Source organism: Enterobacter dykesii (genome assembly GCF_008364625.2).
Taxonomy (GTDB): domain Bacteria; phylum Pseudomonadota; class Gammaproteobacteria; order Enterobacterales; family Enterobacteriaceae; genus Enterobacter; species Enterobacter dykesii.
In genome coordinates, this window is sequence record NZ_CP126604.1 from 1,941,037 (window position 1) to 1,957,831 (window position 16,795).

A 16,795-nucleotide genomic window follows, 5' to 3' on the forward strand; every position below is an offset into this window, starting at 1 on the left:
TTACTGCATGAGGTATCCCATAATTGTCCTACCGTTTTACTCATTTTTTGTCTCTTTTATCTATGACATCAATGGTTAAGATTACAACGTCTGAGCAGACGTACTAATTTAAATTCTGTCATTCAGTCGTAGCGATTCTGTGAGGCATCTTTTTATTTTAAACAACTCAAAAAGGTGGAAATAACGATGAAGCGTCCAAACTGGTTTCAAGTTTCCGATAAAGGTGGCAAGGCTATAGCAGCGCTCCATCATTACGCCACTACTGGTACAGGTTTACCTGCCGAGCTGATCCATTTAATTTTTTTAAGAGTTTCCCAGATCAATGGTTGTGCACACTGCATAGATATACATACTCGCGATCTTATCAAGAGTGGCATGTCCGTCGAAAAGATTGTATTGGTGCCTGTCTGGCGAGAAGCTACCTATTTATTCTCGGATATAGAGCAAGCTGCCCTCTCATGGGCGGAAGAAGTTACCCGTGTTAGTGAAACACATGCTTCCGATGAAGCATATTCCGCAGCGCTTTCTGTATTCGGTGAAAAAGATTTGGTTGAACTTACCATTGTTATTGCCACCATGAATGCCATTAATCGTATGGGTATTAGTTTTCGAATGAAGCCGCTTGCTAAAGCTTGACAGATGTAAATAGCTCCCATAAGGGACTCTGGAGCTATATTAAAGTCTGCTTCTGGCACACAAATGACATCCCAGCCTGTGCATGACCGTAAAAACTACCTTCACTTGATAAGCCGCATCGGGTTATGACGAGGCGCTTGTGTGACATGCTGGAAAACCAATTTAGGCGTTTACTGAAAGCCTGATTACCCTGGCTAAACGACCCTTAGAAATTTCTAAGGCGAAATAGTCACATAAGTCTTCTCCACGTGTGTTATAAACGAGTTTCAAATCGCCACCACTGGCGGTTAAGAGGCATCTCATGAAACTACGTGTCACAAGAGCAATCGGCCTCAGCAAGTTCTCGCCACGTTGGGTTAAGGTTATCTGTTTACGATTGACTAAAAACGATATTGAGCGCTCCCTCAACGCACTTCTGGCCACAATTGATGAATCTGAGCTCTCTACGGAGCAAGTTAAAGCATTAAGGGAATGTGTTGACAGAATTAACATCGTAAGGGGAAAGGGGATGCAGGCTTAACTATGTAGATTAGGGATTTACAGGAGCCTGCACCGGAATGGCTGTCCGGTGAAACGAGTTCCCTGAATCTGTACCCGGGGCTGAATTCGTACATATGACAGAAGGAGAATTTTTCCTCTCTTTAATCAGTTATACGTGGATGTTTCACAAAGTTTCCTCCCGCTTATGCTGATTCATTACAACGAGGAATTTATATCTCCAGCGCCATCTGTGAAAATCTTGGCTATCCAGTCAGAAAATGCTCGGACTGTGGGAGAAAGGAAGCGCTGATGCGGGTAAAGCAAGGTAACCGGGACTGAAGCCGGCTGCCATTCAACCAGAACCTCTACCAGCGTTCCCCTCTGCAGATGTTCAGAGACAATATTCTCAGCAAGCTGCGCAAGCCCGAAACCTTCAAGACACAGTTTGATATAAAGCCCCGTTTCGTTAACGGCCGCATCACCTTTAACTGGGACGGAAAGCATCTCAGTACCGCGCCTAAAACGCAGTTCATTCTTTCGTCTTCCCGAAGCGGAAAAGTAATGGATCGCCCGATGCTTTATCAACTCATCAGGTGTTCCGGGAATCCCGTATTTACTGAGGTACTCTGGAGAGGCGCATGTTATCCAGCGAAACCTTCCAAGCGGACGGGCAACCAACGTGGAGTCGGTTAATTCGCCGGTTCTGATAACACAATCCACGCCTTCTTGTACAAGGTCAACTTGCCGGTCACTTACGCCAATCATCAGATAGATATCCGGATAGAGCCGGTAGAAGTCTTTAAGATTTGGCATCACGATGAACTGAGCGATCCCACCTGGCATATCCACCCGTAATCGACCCTGAGGTCGCCTGATAGAATTGGTCAGGCTGGATTCCGTGTGTTCAATTAACGACAAGATCTCACGGCACTGGGCAAGGTACTGCAGGCCTTCAGGGGTGAGGCTCACTCGTCTTGTCGTCCGATTAAGCAGACGCACCTGCAGATACTTCTCAAGATTTTTAATCGTGCTGGTGACGGTGGATGAAGGTAGCGACAGTGTTTCTGCTGCGCGTACAAAGCTTCCGGCTTCAGCTACACGTAAAAAAACCTGCATCGCCTGTATCCGATCCATTGTCCTACTCCGCGCAAAGTGTGAATTTTATTGTTCGTGAATTATGAATTATGAAAACAGTTTAAGCATCTTTTTGGGTTAAATGCCATGACGTATCGTTTCCCCATCATTCAGGAATGAGGCAACGATAATGACCGATTACATCAGAAATATTGTTAAAAAACACACTATAACACCGCCAGCCACCTTGATTCGTGGTGCAACGGTGCTGAGCATGGATGAAAGCATCGGTAACATTGAACGCGGTGATATTCTTATCACGGGCTCAAACATAACCGCGGTGGGAAAGAATCTTGACGTACAGGATGCACATATCATTGATGCCACGAACATGATTGCTATGCCGGGCATGGTGGATTCTCATCGCCACTCTTGGGAAGGACAGTTGCGCCGCATCAACCCGAATGCCACTTGTCTGGACGACTACAGCAACGCCACGCATTTTTCGTTTGCGAAATACTATCGCCCGTCTGACATTTATGTCGGTAACCTGCTGACTGCTCTCGGTGCCATTGATGCAGGTATCACCACCATCATTGATAATTCGCACAACAGCCGCACTGCTGAACACTCGGACGCCGCCGTGGAGGCCCTGCTTGATTCAGGCATTCGTGCCATTCATGCCTCAGGTGCCCCGGTATCAGGAGAATGGGACAGAGCACACTGGCCGGGTAATTGGCAAAGACTGCAGGATAAGTATTTCCGGAACAACCCTGAAAGCCTGGTGTCTCTCGCAGTCATGGCACAGCTTGAGCCGGAATTATGGTACGAAGCCCGTCGACTCGGGCTACCTATCATCACTGAATTCTTTGGTGCTGAAATGGCTTCAGAGCTTAAATCACTGCATCAGCAGGGCCTGCTGGGCTCGGACAATATATTCAACCACTGTACCGCACTGCCAGATGAGGGTTGGGAAATCCTGCGTGAAGCCGGCGTACGGGTGAACGTCTGTCCGCGCTCAGATTCGCACTATGGCATTGAAAGCGGGATGTTTGCCATTGAGGCCGCACAGCGCCATGGCATCAATCCTGGCCTGAGCGTGGATAACGAAACGTCTTACAGCACAGATATGTTTATGGAAATGCGCGTGGCGTTCTATCTGCAGCGAGTAATGGGTATGCATAAGCAGCACTGTTGTGATTCAGGGCATTCACTAGCAACGCTCCCGGCAGCGCAGTTGCTGAAGTCGGCGACCGTCGATGGTGCGACCTGTGCTGGGCTACAGGATAAAGTGGGTAGCCTGACGCCAGGCAAACAGGCCGACCTGATCCTGATTAACGTGGCTGACCTCAATCTCTATCCAAACGGGAATGCGTTTGGCACGGTGGTGCATGCTGCTGAACGCAGCAACATCGATACCGTGATGATTGGCGGGCGCATCGTCAAGCAGAACGGCAAAGTGCTGGGTGTGGACAGCGAGCGCCTTCGCGCAGCCATTGATGAATCACGCGAACACCTTTTTGCGGCGGCAGGGTATGAGCCAGACATCTTTGCGGAAAAATTTCTGCCGATTATTCAGTCAAACTGACAGAGACGAACAGCATGAGCGCGATTTATTACGTAATAGCTTTTGCAGCAGGTCTGGGTATTACCCTGCAGACGACACTGAACAGTCAGCTTGCAAAAGGGCTCGGCGGGGATCCAGTCACCGCCGCGTTGTTTTCCTTTACGGCGGGGGCGTTCAGCCTCGGAATTTACTCATTGCTGCGAGGAGGGTTATTCACCTCACTTGCCGCCATTCCTTCTCAGCCTGTATGGAGCCTGGCGGGCGGACTGATCGGTGCCTGTGCATTATTTAGTTATGTTGTACTGGCACCGAAAATCGGTTTTTCAGCCCTGCTCGGGCTGGCGATTGTCGGACAGCTACTCTCATCTCAAGTGATCGACCATTTTGGCCTACTGGGCGCGGTAAGGCGGCCAGTCTCGTTGCTAAAACTGGGAGGTATGCTGATCATGCTGGCCGGTCTCGCCATTATGCTATTTGGCGATCGACTTTCTGAACGTTTCATGAATTAAAAGAATGAAATGACTTGCTCGTTGAGGGCGTCAGCCCTGTTGCAGACGTCCTTATATATTTTTCTAAACGCAACACGTACTGTTTCCACACTGGAGAAAAAATGTTTTCAATTGCAGCTAATGTCAGGAATTCGCTAGGTGAGTGCCCCCTCTGGTGTGAAAGAACACGCAGAGTTTATTGGACCGACATCGAAGGCAGTGAACTTCTCGCCTTAGAGGAGGGATCAGGTATTGTGATGCGATGGTCTCTACCTGAACGACTAGGATCCTTTGCTTTTACCGAAAAAGATGATGTGCTATTGATGGGGCTTGCATCCCGGCTTGGCTTCTATGAACTCAGTACAGGTAGTTTCACTAAAGTTGCAGACTCTCCAGGGGATTCGGGCACTCGTATAGGTGATGGTCGGTGCGACCGTTTTGGTAATTTTATATTTGGAACCATGGATGATAGTTATCCTGTTAAAGCCGTCGGTCAATTTCACAGACTCAATTCGGTAAAAATGAGTATCGAGACACTTTCCCTACCAAGGGTGGCTATCCCCAACAGTATTTGTTTCAGCCCTGACGGCGGCACAATGTATTACAGCGACTCTATGCAGGGCCGTATATTCTGTTGCGACTACCCCTCTCTAAACAACCAGCGAGTGTTTACAGAAACAGAGGGTAAAGGGGCGCCTGATGGGTCATGTGTGGATGCAATGGGCTATTTATGGAATGCCGAATGGGGAGGAAATCGTCTTGTCCGTTACAAGCCCGATGGAACGACTGATGCTATACTGCCTTCCCCCGGAATCCAGAGCACCTGTCCCACCCTGGCAGGTGAAGAATTCACAACGCTTTATTGCACTAGCGCAAGCGTGGGCCTTCCTGAACCATCAAAACATGATGGCGCGTTGTTAAAGGCTAACTCAGCAGTATTTTCCGGTTTACCTGAGAGTCGGTTTTCAACATATGAAATGTAACAGTCTTGCCCTTCATCCGTAAACGTGCCTTAATCACAAGTACTGTCGTTAGCGTCCGCTTCTGGCATAAAGCGGACATCCCATTTTATTCAGATATTGGCTTAAGTAGATTTAGTAACTTTCATGTTATGACACGACGCTTGCGAGTCTTACTGCAAATTAAACTTCATTCTTTCTTACGCCCTCAGACCTTCAGTCCACAATTTTTAAGTCTCCTTTCCAGAAGTAGCCTGTAGTTTGTTTAGACGGTACTTAATTCCAGTTATCTACATGCGTGCTTTTAAACCGTTGCAAAATCCGTGAGATATGTTTATAAATACACTGTATATACATACAGTAATTCATTGCGGAGGGAAAAATGAAAATTGAGTTAACTATTGATCGCATGAAGAAACTTCCTGATGGAGCTATACCTGCGCTCGAGTCAGAACTGCTCAAGAGACTCAGTAAACAGTTCGATGAATGCCAGCTTACGATTAGGCGTGCCAGTAGTGATGGTTTGACTGTTTTCGGGGGCGACAAGAAAGAGGTCGAACATATCGTGCGGGAGACCTGGGAAAGCGCGGACGAGTGGTTTTATTAATCGCGTGAATTTCACTGGAGCAGTTTCAAAGAGTATCGCTGTTCGCGTTCCCCTGGCTGTTCCCGATTACTGTTTACCGCGTCAATAAGTCGCTCTGGGGGAAAATAGTGTGTAGTGCAGATGCCTTTAATGCAGATGATCAATGGTACGACGTGGTCAGAAGGGCCGATAAAGCAGTTATCTATAGCTTCCCGGCGGAAGGGAGATATCTGGTTTATCGAGTAAATGGAATAGTTTCATTACGACCGTTACTCGAAGAGGAAGAAATATTCACTCTTAACGGGTTTATGCAATTTGCAAAACGGCTTGGGTACCGAATTACACCACCGTCTGATATTATTCTTTCATAGGCCTGAACAACCTATACCTGATGCGCCACGGAGAGAACCATGGCGCTAGAATTACAACTTATCAAACACCATTCAGGAATACTGATCCCGGCTACGCCCGAGACCAGCGATATCCTGCAATCCAAAACTCGGCTCGGCGATGTTCTTGTTGCCGAGTTCAGGCGGGTACGAAACCCGGCATTTCACCGGCGCTTTTTCGCGCTTCTCAATCTCGGTTTTGAATACTGGGAACCAACTGGCGGGGCTATCTCTAGCAACGAGCGGAAGCTGATCATCGGCTACGCCAAATTCCTGGCTTCGTATGGCGGGAATGAGAGCGCGCTGATCGATGCTGCTGAGCAGTATCTGGAACAGGTTGCTTACCGGCGCGTCACGAATGGCATTAGCCTGTGCAAATCCTTCGATGCTTTCCGCTCATGGGTAATCGTTGAGGCAGGGCACTTTGATGCCATTCAGCTGCCAGACGGAACACTCAAAAAGCATCCTCGCAGCATCTCGTTTGCCAACATGGACGAGCTCGAGTTCCAGCAGCTCTATAAAGCTGCGCTCGATGTTCTTTGGCGCTGGGTCCTGTCCCGTTCATTCCGCAGTCGTGATGAGGCCGAAAATGTCGCCGCTCAGCTGCTTGGCTTCGTGGGGTGACGGGTATGAAATATTCTTGGTTCCATCATACCGACTGCAGCACCGAACAGGCCGACGAACTGGTCAAGCGTTACAAAGCGCGCGGCGTGCGCGTTGAGCGCAGCCTAAACCAGGATTACGTGACCTGGACTGTCAGTGCATTCCTTCCGACCTCAAGTACACCAGCGCGCCCGGATAGCCGCTGGCGAAACCGGATGTGGGGGTGAGCATGGTTATTTATCGCAGCAAAAAATGGCTCGCTGCCGTCGGGCAGATAGAGCGTTGTGTTCTTTGTGGTGCATGGGGAACGCAGGTGGCACACCGGAACGAAGGGAAAGGCATGGGATTAAAAACCGATGACTGTGCGACAGCTGCGCTCTGCGTTTGCTGTCATGACAGCATTGATAACGGGAATAAGCTGAATAGGGAAGAGCGCCGGCAGCTTATGGACCGCGCGATTGTTCTGACAGTGATTGAAGTTGCCCGCCGCGGGCTGGTGGTGCCCGCATGAAAATTTACGAAATTACGCCGATTGGCAAGCCCAGAATGACTCAGCGTGACCGATGGCATAAACGGCCAGCAACAGCAACGTACTGGGCTTACAAAGAACAGGTCAGGTTGCTGGGCATCCGTCTGCCTGAGTCCGGATATCACGTCACGTTCGTTATCCCCATGCCAAAGAGCTGGAGCAAGACAAAGCGGGCGCAATATGTCGGCCAGCCTCATCAACCAAAGCCGGACAAAGACAACCTGGAAAAAGCTTTGCTGGATGCAGTGTTTGACGAGGATAGCCATGTTTGGGACGGACGGGTTACCAAAATCTGGGGAGAGACCGGGCAAATCATTATCGAGGAGGCCAGATGAAGCCAGAAACGCTTGAGGTACTCCGCGCGCGCTGGCAGCGCCTTCGCATTTACCGCTACCGGGGATCGGTGCTGGTGGATTACCGCATTCTTCGTAATTTTGTTCGTATCTATCATTCAGCAGGAGCAGCCTAATGAACCTCGAAAACACCGTGAAATACCACTTCGCCAAGTCGACGCTTATTAGCGACTCTCCGCGCGCTACGGCGTCAGACTCATTAAGCGGAACGGATATCATGGCCGCTATGGGCATGACGCAGGAACGGGCCGCCATGGGTTATAGCGCCTTTCTCGGGAAGATGGGTATCAGCAACAATGACCGGGAGAGGGCGATCGAATTGCTGGCACAGTACGCACTGACCAAGTGCGACCGGGTTGCTGCACTTCGCAAACTGGATGCTGGGGTTAAACAACTTGTGATGCATCAGCTGGCCAACTTCGCGTTTGAGGACTATTCCCGCAGCGCCGCAAGCGTGAAACATTGCGTATGTTGCGACGGACAGGGGTTCATTGACGCAGATGTGTTTACGATGAAGACCAGCACCCCTTGGCACGCAAAAGATGTTATTAAAAAATCTACCGCTTGGGGGCTGAAAGTTATCCCTTCTCAATACGAAAATAAACGCAAGGTGCGAGAATTGGCCCGGTTGCTGTGCCCAGAATGCAAGGGGAAGAAGGTTGTTAGTTGCGCCTGTAAAGATTGCCATGGACGCGGGAAAGCCGTTAATCAGGTTCTTACTGAACAGCAGGGTGTGCCGGTTCTGGCTGACTGTAAGCGCTGCAGCGGCCGGGGGTATGAACGAATTCCTTCCACTGAGGCTTACGGCGCGGTATGCCAGATAACGGATGCAATCAGCCTCGATACCTGGAAGAAGTCTGTTAAGCCATTCTACGATCAGCTCATCACCAAGTTTGATATCGAAGAGGCTTGGGCTGATGCGCAGCTGAAGCAGATAACAAAATAGGGCGTGAAATTATCGTGAACTATTTACTTTTCCCGAATCTGTGGTAATTTTGCTCTAACGATGGGTTATTGCCTTCGTTTAAAGCCCTGCGGTTAACCCCGTGGGGCTTTTTGCTTAATAGCGATTTAAGAATTTCTAAAACCATCACTATTCATTGCCTCTTATAATCTTTATATCGAAGAGGAGGGTATGATGAGAGAAGGCTATTACTGGATCCAGTACAATGGCAGCAGGCAGATCGCTTACTACATGCACGAAAAAATCGACGATTTAGAGTCGGGTGAAGTTATCTATGGTGCATGGTACGTGACTCGTGGAGATGACCTTGCCAATAATGGCGAGGTTGAAGTAATTAGCGAGCGTATTGAAGAGCCAAAGCTGTAACAGCAAAAAATTATATGAAGCCTCTTAACTGTGCTAGGCGTTAGTACCCATGGAAGAAGTAGCGAATCTTCAAGCCGAGAAATTTCAAAACTGGCCAGACATAATGCTGGATTAAATATAGGACTGGTGGAACAACCAATGTCGCACCAGTTGCGCAGAGTGCGTATACCGCCGAGTCCTTTGCGATTAATGAGTAATTTAGGTTAAGTGTTTCAAGATTAATTGCATTGGCTGTACTTGAACCTACAAATCCAGAGCCAAAAACAACCAGAAACACGTAAAGTGATACTGTTATGAGCCTTAAAATTAACCGAATGTATTTCACGATGAACACCTGCTGATTGATGCCATCTTTTTACACAAATGCCATCTGTTTAGCTAGCTTAAGGTCTCTTGCTTCTAAATAATACCCTGCTCATTGCCTTACCCTCAGATTGCCAGCCTGTCGCTGGCTTTTTGATTTCAGGCTCCGGGTACCATCATCGACACACCTTCTTGTTAATCGTCCCCACGGACTGACCCTTTTCAAACACACAGCACCCGCTAACTACGCGAGGTGAGAGTATGTATCGCATGGACAAACTAACCACCGGTGCTGCTTACGGCGCTTCAGCCGGCAGCATCCTAAACGGCATGCTGAATGCCTACAGTCCCGAGCAGTGGAACGCTATCGGCGTGCTGGTGGGCATCATCATCGCTGTACTGACGTATCTGACGAATCTCTATTTCAAAATCCGCGAAGACAACCGCCGCAGCAGGAGCCGAGATGAACCCGACACTCAAGAATAAGCTGGTGGGTGCCATAGTTGGTGGATCCGGAGCAATAACTATTGCTGCAGTAATGCTGGGCAATGCGGATGGGCTGGAAGGGCGTCGCTATTACGCCTATCAGGACGTGGTCGGCGTCTGGACCGTTTGTGATGGGCACACCGGTGCCGACATTCGCCGCGGTCACCGCTACACCGACAAAGAGTGCGACAACCTGCTGAAGGCAGATCTGCGAAAGGTGGCAAATGCCATCGACCCGCTAATAAAGGTCCATGTTCCCGAAACCACTCGTGCCGCACTTTACTCTTTCACCTACAACGTGGGAGCTAGGGCGTTTAGCAGATCGACGCTGCTGAAAAAGTTAAATTCCGGCGACGTTCTGGGTGCATGCAAAGAACTGCAGCGCTGGACGTATGCCGGTGGTAAGCAGTGGAAGGGGCTGATCACCCGACGCGAGATTGAGCGTGAAGTTTGCGAGTGGGGCCAGCAATGAGCCGATTAACCGCAATCATCTGCGCTGTCGTTATCTGCCTGCTGGTTTCGATGGCCTGGGCGATTAACCACTACCGCGACAACGCCATCACATACAAAGACCAGCGCGATAAAGCCACTGAGAATCTCAGCTTGGCTAACGACACCATCAAAGACATGCAGACCCGCCAGCGTGATGTCGCTGCACTGGATGCCAAATACACCGGAGAACTGGCTGATGCGAAAGAAACCATTGAGCGTCTGCATAGCGATGTCATTGCTGGTCGTAAGCGGCTGCAGCTCAACGCAAACTGTCCCACGAACGGAGCGACCGGCTCCGGCGGCCTGGGCGATGCTTCCGGCCCCCGACTTACTGACTCCGCTGAACGGGATTATTTCACCCTCAGAGAGCGAATCGTCACAGTGACGAAGCAGGTCGGCTATCTGCAGGACTACATCAAAGATCAGTGCCTGAAATAAAAATATTTTCGAGTGTTCATGTCTATTTATGGCTATTCAAATGTACTCATGGCTATTAATTGTCTAGCTATATCTGCTTGAAATTTAATGATTTAATCAAGCCTTGCATCCGTGAGGCTTTTTATTTTGCGGTGACACCCCGCACTAAGAACTGCCGACCGAATCGGTAGAGCATGTGCCTGCGATAACTGCCAGATCCTGATTGGCTATCGCATGTTCGATGCAGATGAAAAACACCGAACCCTAACCTGTGAAATGAGCCTTTGGAGACGTCAGTTTAATGCTGGCGAGCTTTCGGTGGGCTGGCGTTTCAATTCGGCAAAGGTTCATCTCACATGTAAGGAAAACGCTATGAATAATCCGTCAGTTATTCCGGCCTTCGACTTCCGCGAAATGGTGCAAGCCAAAAACGGAGAGGTCGTTACCACATCCAGAAAAGTTGCTACGTACTTTGGAAAGCGACACGGTGATGTGCTCAGGAAAATCGAGCAGGTTAAGGCCGATTGCTCAAGTGAGTTTAGCCAACGCAATTTTGCGTCGGCTGATTATATCGATGAGCAAGGTAAGATTCGCCCGATGTATAGCCTGACGAAAGATGGCTGGATCATGGTTGTGATGGGATTCACCGGGAAAGCTGCTGCGGCTATCAAAGAAAGCTACATTTCAGCGTTCAACTGGATGTCAGAGCAACTTAGCCGCCGTCTTGTCATGGGTGAAGCAATGCAGCACCGCTACGCCATCAAAGAAACGCGCTCAAAGCTGAAGGGAACGATCGGCAGCCGGTTGATGAACGAACGGAAGAAGGAAAAACGCACGCTAAAGCTTGAGCATGAGCACATCATGCAGGTGACGCAGCCTGAGTTGCTGATTAGCTAAGCCGGCCATTACAAAGCTCATCTGAGGGTGGGCTTGATAATGGTTTATTGGGATAAATCCTAAGTGTATTCTATGGCTTCCACTAATGAAAAGGAGGTCCGTATGTCAATATTAATTCCGCTTTTTAAACCTATCCATACTACTGATAATGCCGGAAGAAAAGTTCTAATCCAGGCTATTAACACCTCTTCAACTGACTGCATTCATGGCGTCATCATCGGCCAAAACGGAAGTGAAAACCCCACCAATTGGGACTTAAATGGCACTGCGAGAGATAGGCCAAGTGATTGCAATATTGATTTAAGAAAAGAAGAGTTAATGTATCTGAAAGAGACGGCTTTAAAGATGCTTCCGGATGAAATTAAGAAGTTCATCTAGTCGATAGAAACCGCCTTCGGGCGGTTTTTTGTTGTCATCACCATGGGGCTGCTCATCGTAATGGCAATATCCCCACAAGCGGATAAAGAGGCTCTCAATGTCCGACATCTACATCATCAAACTGACTACGAACGACGCGGCGAGTACACGGGCAAGATGTCACGGCGTCAGCCTGAGCTGGTTAATGGATTTGTGCCGCTGGCACGGAAACGGGCGAGTGGCTTTACTTCGCTCCTGGCGACGTGAAGCGCGTGAAGTTCACGCCATTGGAAGAGAGTATCGAAGAAAAGGGCGAATGATCGCCCTAATTGTTAACCGCGAGCCTCTCGACCTTCTTCATCTTCAGGTACTCGGTATCGCCAGTATTTATCTGGCTTAACCCAAACGACATTTTCTCCACTATCAACTCGGAATTTATTGATCAACTTTGTTGATAGCGCTTGGTTGCCATCCGCATTTTCTTTCAGGTGTTGCTCATTACCACTCTTTATCAGGTAATCGACAACATCTTGCTGATAGAGGCATCCGTCGGTTGTTAATGTGGACAACATCCAAGCTGTAACATCGGGAATATTTAAAATAGACGCGTTTGGGTTTACGGCTTTGGGTTTGTGTTTGTCAAAGACTCTTCGGTAAAACGTCCTTTTTCAAGTTTTTTTCCTGCAAACCATTGGCAAGTGTAATCACCAGTAAAGGCGCCTCCAAATTTGTGTATTTCATATACTGACATCTCTGGACCGCCTGATTTCAAATACACAGAATCACCAAGTTTAAAAAGCGCTTTTCTTTCAGTAGAAGAGTTACTCATAACTGATTTCCATATTAAAGAGAACATATGGCACTCACCGACAAACAAGAAATGTTCTGTCGCGAGTACCTCATCGATTTAAACGCCACGCAAGCGGCTATTCGGGCGGGGTACAGCGCAAAAACAGCCAACCGTACTGCGTCCGAAAACCTATCAAAACCTGACATCCAGTCCAGAATTGCCGAACTTAAAGCGCAACGCAATGATCTGGTTGGCATAAATGCGATATACGTCCTAAATCGTCTCGTTGAGATAGACCAAAAACGTGGCAGGCGAACTGCCAGAAGGGGAAGTCAATTTGAAGTAGTAAAGCGGTTGGGCCGCCGCCGAAACCGGTTTATACCGGATTGAAGCTGATTCCATTAAAGCCCAGCCGCTATCCAGCAAAGTGATGACCATAAAAGCAACCTTCAAACAGGCATACGCACCATGATTACTGAAGATTATCAACGCCTCGAACCGGGTCAAAAAATACGTCTTCTTGAGGTAGACGGTTCTGCGTTTGGTCTGGACGACGTTCTGCGCTTTCACGCTTATAACCTCCCGCATACTGAAGAAGAGATTGCGGCTGCTGGTGGCGACGAATCAAAGTTAAAGGCGAAGAGTATCTGGTGGCAGGGCGAAGAGTATGGTGCCTGGCCATATAAGCTCGAGGGACTGGAAGCTTCAACCGATGGCAGTAGCGCCCAGCCGACGCTCACAGTTGCCAACATAGACAGTTCTATCACTGCGCTCTGTCTGGCCTATGACGATATGCTGCAGGCCAAAGTTACGATTCATGACACTTTTGCGCATTACCTGGATGAGCGCAATTTCCCGGATGGAAATCCAACATCAGATCCCTTGCAGGTGAGAAAGCGGGTTTTCTATATCGACGGTAAAAATAGCGAGCTTCCCGGTGAAAGTATCGAGTTTGTTCTTACCAGCCCGATGGATCTGCAGGGGGTGATGATCCCGACCAGACAGTTGCATTCCCTTTGCACATGGTGCATCCGGAATAAGTACCGAACCGGCGATGGGTGCGATTATGCCGGCACGCTTTACTTCGACAAAAACAACAATCCGGTAAGAGATCCCTCATTGGATGAATGCAACGGCACGCTCACCGCCTGCAAGCTTCGGTTTGGTGAATACAATGAACTTCCTTACGGTGGTTTTCCGGGAACATCTTTGATTAGGAGCTAATATGCGTCAGAAAACAATTCAGGACATCCTGGCGCATGCAGCGAAAGAATATCCCCGCGAATGCTGTGGCGTGATAGCGCAGAAAAGCCGGGTTGAACGCTATTTCCCTTGCCGTAACCTGTCTGCTGAACCAACGGAACAGTTTCACCTTGCGCCAGAGGATTACGCTGCTGCTGAAGACTGGGGGACGATAACGGGAATCGTGCATAGCCACCCCGACGCGACGACCCAACCAAGCGAACTGGACAAGGCTCAATGCGATGCAACGTTGCTGCCCTGGCATATAGTCAGTTGGCCTGAAGGAGACTTTCGTACCATTACTCCCCGCGGTGAATTGCCGCTGCTCGGGCGCCCGTTTGTGCTCGGGCACTACGACTGTTGGGGGCTGGTGATGAGCTATTACAGGCAGGAACATGGTATCGAATTGAAAGATTACCGTGTTCATTATCCGTGGTGGGAGGACTGCTATCCGGACAATTTCTATCAGGATTGCTGGTATGAGTGTGGTTTCCGCGAATTCAGTGGATCACCGATGCCGGGCGATTTGATCATCATGCAGGTGGAATCGAATAAGTGGAACCATTCAGGAATCTTACTGGAGGGGAACATGCTTCTGCATCATCTATATGGACATCTTAGCCAGCGAGTACCCTATGGTGGGTATTGGCGTGAGAGGACAAACAAAATCCTTCGCCATCAATCGAAGTTTATATAATAATGAGTCCAACTTACTTCATTAACGGATATTAATGTGGCATTTGTCAACTTGAATAATTTTTATATTAAAATGGTCGTGGTCTGCGTTCCATTTGTCGTTGGGGTCGGGCTTGCATGCTTGAGTTTCTTCGGGCACAGTCACAATCTATGGACTGGGTTTGGATATTTGATAACGTCCGTAGCAGTGAGTTTTTTCCTGTTGCGATGGTTGGTATGGGGAGATTTGAACCTCGCCAACGGTTCAGCCATTGCTACAATCGGAGGTGGGTTAGGTCTGATAGGAATCTTGGCTGGTTCAAATATTACTGATCCTGCATTTATTCAAGTGCGCACCGATTTACAGGAGTCCTTCTTAGATGCGTCCTTAAATTGCAAAGGTAATAAGACGTTATTTGACGGTGCTCTTACGTCTTGTTTAGCAGCTACTTCTAAGGATGCTTTGGCGTTGGGGCAAGAGTTGATTAAAGCCAGGTATTTAGCTCCGACATTATCTTTGGCAGATGGTGTGTATCATTCGAGCGATGAAGCTAAGGCGGATGCATGTTTAGTAAATTATTATTTACTTTCAAAGGAATGCCCAAGTAGCTTTATAGAATTCAATAAAAAACACCCAGAAGTTGCTAATCCGTCAGCCAATAATAAGTAAGTTGATTTGAATTCTTGGATTGCGTGGTAAAAACATCAAAAAGTCTATCAACATTAACAGTCTCTCTTAGTCAAGAGAGACTTTGGAGGCATGTATGACATTTTTAACTGGTCAGCCGATGAGAACCATACGCCTCTATGGAATACTTGGCTCAACATTTGGTCGTGAATTCAAACTTTCTGTTGCTTCGCCTAAAGAAGCCGTTCGTGCATTGTGTGTGATCGTGCCGGGTTTTGAGCGTTTCCTGAATACTAGTAAGCAGCGCGGGCTTACTTACGCTGTATTCAGTGGAAAGCGTAACCTGAACGATGATGAACTCTCTATGGATCAGAGCACCGCTGATATCCGTATCGCGCCGGTTATCCTCGGGAGTAAACGTGGTGGAGTATTCCAGACCATCTTAGGCGTGGCTTTGGTCGCAGTTGGTGCTGTGGCGTCATACTTTGGAGGTGGTGCTGTTGGCGTACCTCTAATGCAATTTGGCGCTGCGATGGCCCTTGGCGGTGTTGTGCAGATGCTATCTCCACAGACAACCGGACTTGCGAGCAAGCAATCGGCAGACAACAAGGCTAGTTATGCCTTTGGTGGAGTAACAAATACGACAGCTCAGGGCAATCCGGTACCTCTCTTGTACGGACGGCGCCGTATAGGTGGCGCGATCATCTCCGCCGGTATCTATGTTGAAGATCAGCAGTAAGCATGGTGTAATGAGCTTACTTAATATGGGGTAACTTGAGCTTAGATTCAAAAATGAAAAAAATATCTACTCTTTTCCTTTGTACTTCCTTATTTTCAGGCATGGCTTTAGCTGATAACAATTACATACCTCTCCTCTATAATTTATCTACTATGTTTGATTTCAATCCAGTTAAAGGAGCTGTCAAATCATTAGATACTGATGTTGAAGCAAATGGTAAGGTCACTTATAAAATAGCCATCAGACTAGCTAAGAATGGTTGTGTCGAAAGCTTAGATCTTGATAACGTTTCGTCTGGTCATGAAACAAATCTAAAAAATAGCAATGGTAGTCTTGTTGGCCAAAGAGATGGTAAGCCTTTCTCTATACAGCTCGATGAAAAATGTAATATTTTGACTAAAAATGAAAATGGTGACGAGTTGCGATATAGTCTTTACTCGAATGGCTTAATTAAAGACACCTATTATTTGGGTAAGAAAATATCTGAGCATTTTTATGATGATAATTCTAATTTGATACGTTCTGAGTTTTATGGTTCTGGTAAGGTCCTCTCTAAAAACGAAATATCTTATGTTGACAAAGACAGGAAGCCTCTTGATTATAAAATTATAAACACATCAGTTTACTCGGAAGGTTATACAGCAACGAATACTTGTCATTATACCGAAAAGCTTGCCCCTGAAATATGTAAATTAACAATGCAGAGCGCAGGGAATCCTGTGCCGAAGCCAGTATTAATGACAGCGAATACGAAAGTTGAATTCTACTAGATTAA

The 16,795-nt window shown here is 47.9% G+C and carries 25 protein-coding genes and 2 pseudogenes; 24 read left to right on the plus strand and 3 right to left on the minus strand.

Features of this window, described 5'->3' with window-relative positions; genetic code table 11:
- Window positions 1-186: 186 nt before the first annotated feature.
- Entirely contained in the window at window positions 187-636 is a 450-nt protein-coding gene (locus F0320_RS09320) for a carboxymuconolactone decarboxylase family protein (RefSeq protein WP_014832179.1), read from the plus strand.
- Between the two features lie 696 nt (window positions 637-1,332).
- Here F0320_RS09320 and F0320_RS09325 read toward each other — a convergent pair.
- Window positions 1,333-2,250: a LysR family transcriptional regulator gene (locus F0320_RS09325; protein ID WP_059294509.1), complete on the minus strand. Its 918-nt coding sequence runs from the start codon at window positions 2,248-2,250 to the stop codon at window positions 1,333-1,335.
- Between the two features lie 130 nt (window positions 2,251-2,380).
- On the opposite strand from F0320_RS09325, the gene F0320_RS09330 reads away from it, so the two are divergent.
- From F0320_RS09330 to F0320_RS09410, 17 genes and pseudogenes are all read left to right on the plus strand, one after another.
- Window positions 2,381-3,778 carry an amidohydrolase family protein gene (locus tag F0320_RS09330; RefSeq protein ID WP_149323847.1) on the plus strand — a complete coding sequence of 466 codons (1,398 nt, stop codon included), beginning with the start codon at window positions 2,381-2,383 and terminating at the stop codon, window positions 3,776-3,778.
- A gap of 14 nt (window positions 3,779-3,792) precedes the next feature.
- On the plus strand, window positions 3,793-4,266 hold the full coding sequence (locus tag F0320_RS09335; RefSeq protein WP_149323846.1) for a DMT family transporter: 474 nt from the start codon (window positions 3,793-3,795) through the stop codon (window positions 4,264-4,266).
- 101 nt (window positions 4,267-4,367) lie between these two features.
- The gene (locus tag F0320_RS09340; protein WP_072255650.1) at window positions 4,368-5,228 is read left to right on the plus strand and encodes an SMP-30/gluconolactonase/LRE family protein; all 861 of its coding nucleotides are present in this window, start codon (window positions 4,368-4,370) and stop codon (window positions 5,226-5,228) included.
- Between the two features lie 358 nt (window positions 5,229-5,586).
- Window positions 5,587-5,811: a DinI family protein gene (locus F0320_RS09345; RefSeq protein WP_059294633.1), complete on the plus strand. Its 225-nt coding sequence runs from the start codon at window positions 5,587-5,589 to the stop codon at window positions 5,809-5,811.
- Window positions 5,812-6,200: 389 nt separating this feature from the next.
- On the plus strand, window positions 6,201-6,803 hold the full coding sequence (locus F0320_RS09350) for a DUF1367 family protein (RefSeq protein WP_149323845.1): 603 nt from the start codon (window positions 6,201-6,203) through the stop codon (window positions 6,801-6,803).
- Between the two features lie 5 nt (window positions 6,804-6,808).
- Window positions 6,809-7,009 (plus strand): hypothetical protein, encoded by a 201-nt coding sequence (locus F0320_RS09355; protein ID WP_048244236.1) that lies wholly within the window; start codon window positions 6,809-6,811, stop codon window positions 7,007-7,009.
- 2 nt (window positions 7,010-7,011) lie between these two features.
- Window positions 7,012-7,293, plus strand: coding sequence for a DUF1364 family protein (locus F0320_RS09360; protein ID WP_048244234.1), 282 nt, complete (start codon window positions 7,012-7,014; stop codon window positions 7,291-7,293).
- Window positions 7,290-7,646, plus strand: coding sequence for a RusA family crossover junction endodeoxyribonuclease (locus tag F0320_RS09365; protein WP_149323844.1), 357 nt, complete (start codon window positions 7,290-7,292; stop codon window positions 7,644-7,646). The genes F0320_RS09360 and F0320_RS09365 overlap by 4 nt, the downstream gene beginning before the upstream one ends.
- A complete protein-coding gene (locus tag F0320_RS09370) occupies window positions 7,643-7,780 on the plus strand; it encodes a YlcG family protein (RefSeq protein WP_048244230.1) in 138 nt (45 codons plus the stop codon). The genes F0320_RS09365 and F0320_RS09370 overlap by 4 nt, the downstream gene beginning before the upstream one ends.
- Window positions 7,780-8,610: an antitermination protein gene (locus F0320_RS09375; RefSeq protein WP_079230954.1), complete on the plus strand. Its 831-nt coding sequence runs from the start codon at window positions 7,780-7,782 to the stop codon at window positions 8,608-8,610. The genes F0320_RS09370 and F0320_RS09375 overlap by 1 nt, the downstream gene beginning before the upstream one ends.
- A gap of 192 nt (window positions 8,611-8,802) precedes the next feature.
- Window positions 8,803-8,994: a hypothetical protein gene (locus tag F0320_RS09380; protein ID WP_041162662.1), complete on the plus strand. Its 192-nt coding sequence runs from the start codon at window positions 8,803-8,805 to the stop codon at window positions 8,992-8,994.
- Window positions 8,995-9,558: 564 nt separating this feature from the next.
- Window positions 9,559-9,783 carry a class II holin family protein gene (locus F0320_RS09385; protein WP_045331711.1) on the plus strand — a complete coding sequence of 75 codons (225 nt, stop codon included), beginning with the start codon at window positions 9,559-9,561 and terminating at the stop codon, window positions 9,781-9,783.
- A complete protein-coding gene (locus tag F0320_RS09390) occupies window positions 9,761-10,255 on the plus strand; it encodes a lysozyme (RefSeq protein ID WP_149323843.1) in 495 nt (164 codons plus the stop codon). Before F0320_RS09385 ends, F0320_RS09390 begins: the two co-directional genes overlap by 23 nt.
- Window positions 10,252-10,713 carry a lysis protein gene (locus tag F0320_RS09395; RefSeq protein ID WP_048244219.1) on the plus strand — a complete coding sequence of 154 codons (462 nt, stop codon included), beginning with the start codon at window positions 10,252-10,254 and terminating at the stop codon, window positions 10,711-10,713. Before F0320_RS09390 ends, F0320_RS09395 begins: the two co-directional genes overlap by 4 nt.
- A 351-nt stretch (window positions 10,714-11,064) precedes the next feature.
- Entirely contained in the window at window positions 11,065-11,589 is a 525-nt protein-coding gene (locus F0320_RS09400) for a Rha family transcriptional regulator (RefSeq protein WP_048244216.1), read from the plus strand.
- A gap of 102 nt (window positions 11,590-11,691) precedes the next feature.
- Window positions 11,692-11,967, plus strand: a complete 276-nt coding sequence (locus tag F0320_RS09405; RefSeq protein WP_048244214.1) for a hypothetical protein — start codon at window positions 11,692-11,694, stop codon at window positions 11,965-11,967.
- A gap of 97 nt (window positions 11,968-12,064) precedes the next feature.
- Window positions 12,065-12,266 (plus strand): annotated as a pseudogene (locus tag F0320_RS09410) (hypothetical protein).
- Window positions 12,267-12,278: 12 nt separating this feature from the next.
- Here the strand turns inward: F0320_RS09410 and F0320_RS09415 are convergent.
- Both F0320_RS09415 and F0320_RS09420 read right to left on the minus strand, forming a co-directional pair.
- Complete coding sequence (locus tag F0320_RS09415; RefSeq protein WP_369799489.1) at window positions 12,279-12,515, minus strand: DUF6953 family protein; 237 nt, start codon at window positions 12,513-12,515, stop codon at window positions 12,279-12,281.
- A gap of 47 nt (window positions 12,516-12,562) precedes the next feature.
- On the minus strand, window positions 12,563-12,775 hold the full coding sequence (locus F0320_RS09420; protein WP_075262093.1) for a YodC family protein: 213 nt from the start codon (window positions 12,773-12,775) through the stop codon (window positions 12,563-12,565).
- Between the two features lie 27 nt (window positions 12,776-12,802).
- Here F0320_RS09420 and F0320_RS09425 point away from each other — a divergent pair.
- From F0320_RS09425 to F0320_RS09455, 6 genes and pseudogenes are all read left to right on the plus strand, one after another.
- Window positions 12,803-13,036: pseudogene (locus tag F0320_RS09425) on the plus strand (terminase small subunit); the annotation flags it as partial.
- A gap of 168 nt (window positions 13,037-13,204) precedes the next feature.
- Window positions 13,205-13,960 (plus strand): phage minor tail protein L, encoded by a 756-nt coding sequence (locus F0320_RS09435; RefSeq protein WP_149323841.1) that lies wholly within the window; start codon window positions 13,205-13,207, stop codon window positions 13,958-13,960.
- A 1-nt stretch (window position 13,961) separates the two neighbouring features.
- Entirely contained in the window at window positions 13,962-14,675 is a 714-nt protein-coding gene (locus F0320_RS09440) for a C40 family peptidase (protein WP_149323840.1), read from the plus strand.
- Between the two features lie 36 nt (window positions 14,676-14,711).
- A complete protein-coding gene (locus tag F0320_RS09445; protein WP_126327719.1) occupies window positions 14,712-15,323 on the plus strand; it encodes a hypothetical protein in 612 nt (203 codons plus the stop codon).
- Window positions 15,324-15,417: 94 nt separating this feature from the next.
- The gene (locus F0320_RS09450; RefSeq protein ID WP_143347122.1) at window positions 15,418-16,020 is read left to right on the plus strand and encodes a tail assembly protein; all 603 of its coding nucleotides are present in this window, start codon (window positions 15,418-15,420) and stop codon (window positions 16,018-16,020) included.
- A gap of 35 nt (window positions 16,021-16,055) precedes the next feature.
- Window positions 16,056-16,790, plus strand: coding sequence for a YnfC family lipoprotein (locus F0320_RS09455; protein WP_240168052.1), 735 nt, complete (start codon window positions 16,056-16,058; stop codon window positions 16,788-16,790).
- Window positions 16,791-16,795 lie beyond the last annotated feature (5 nt).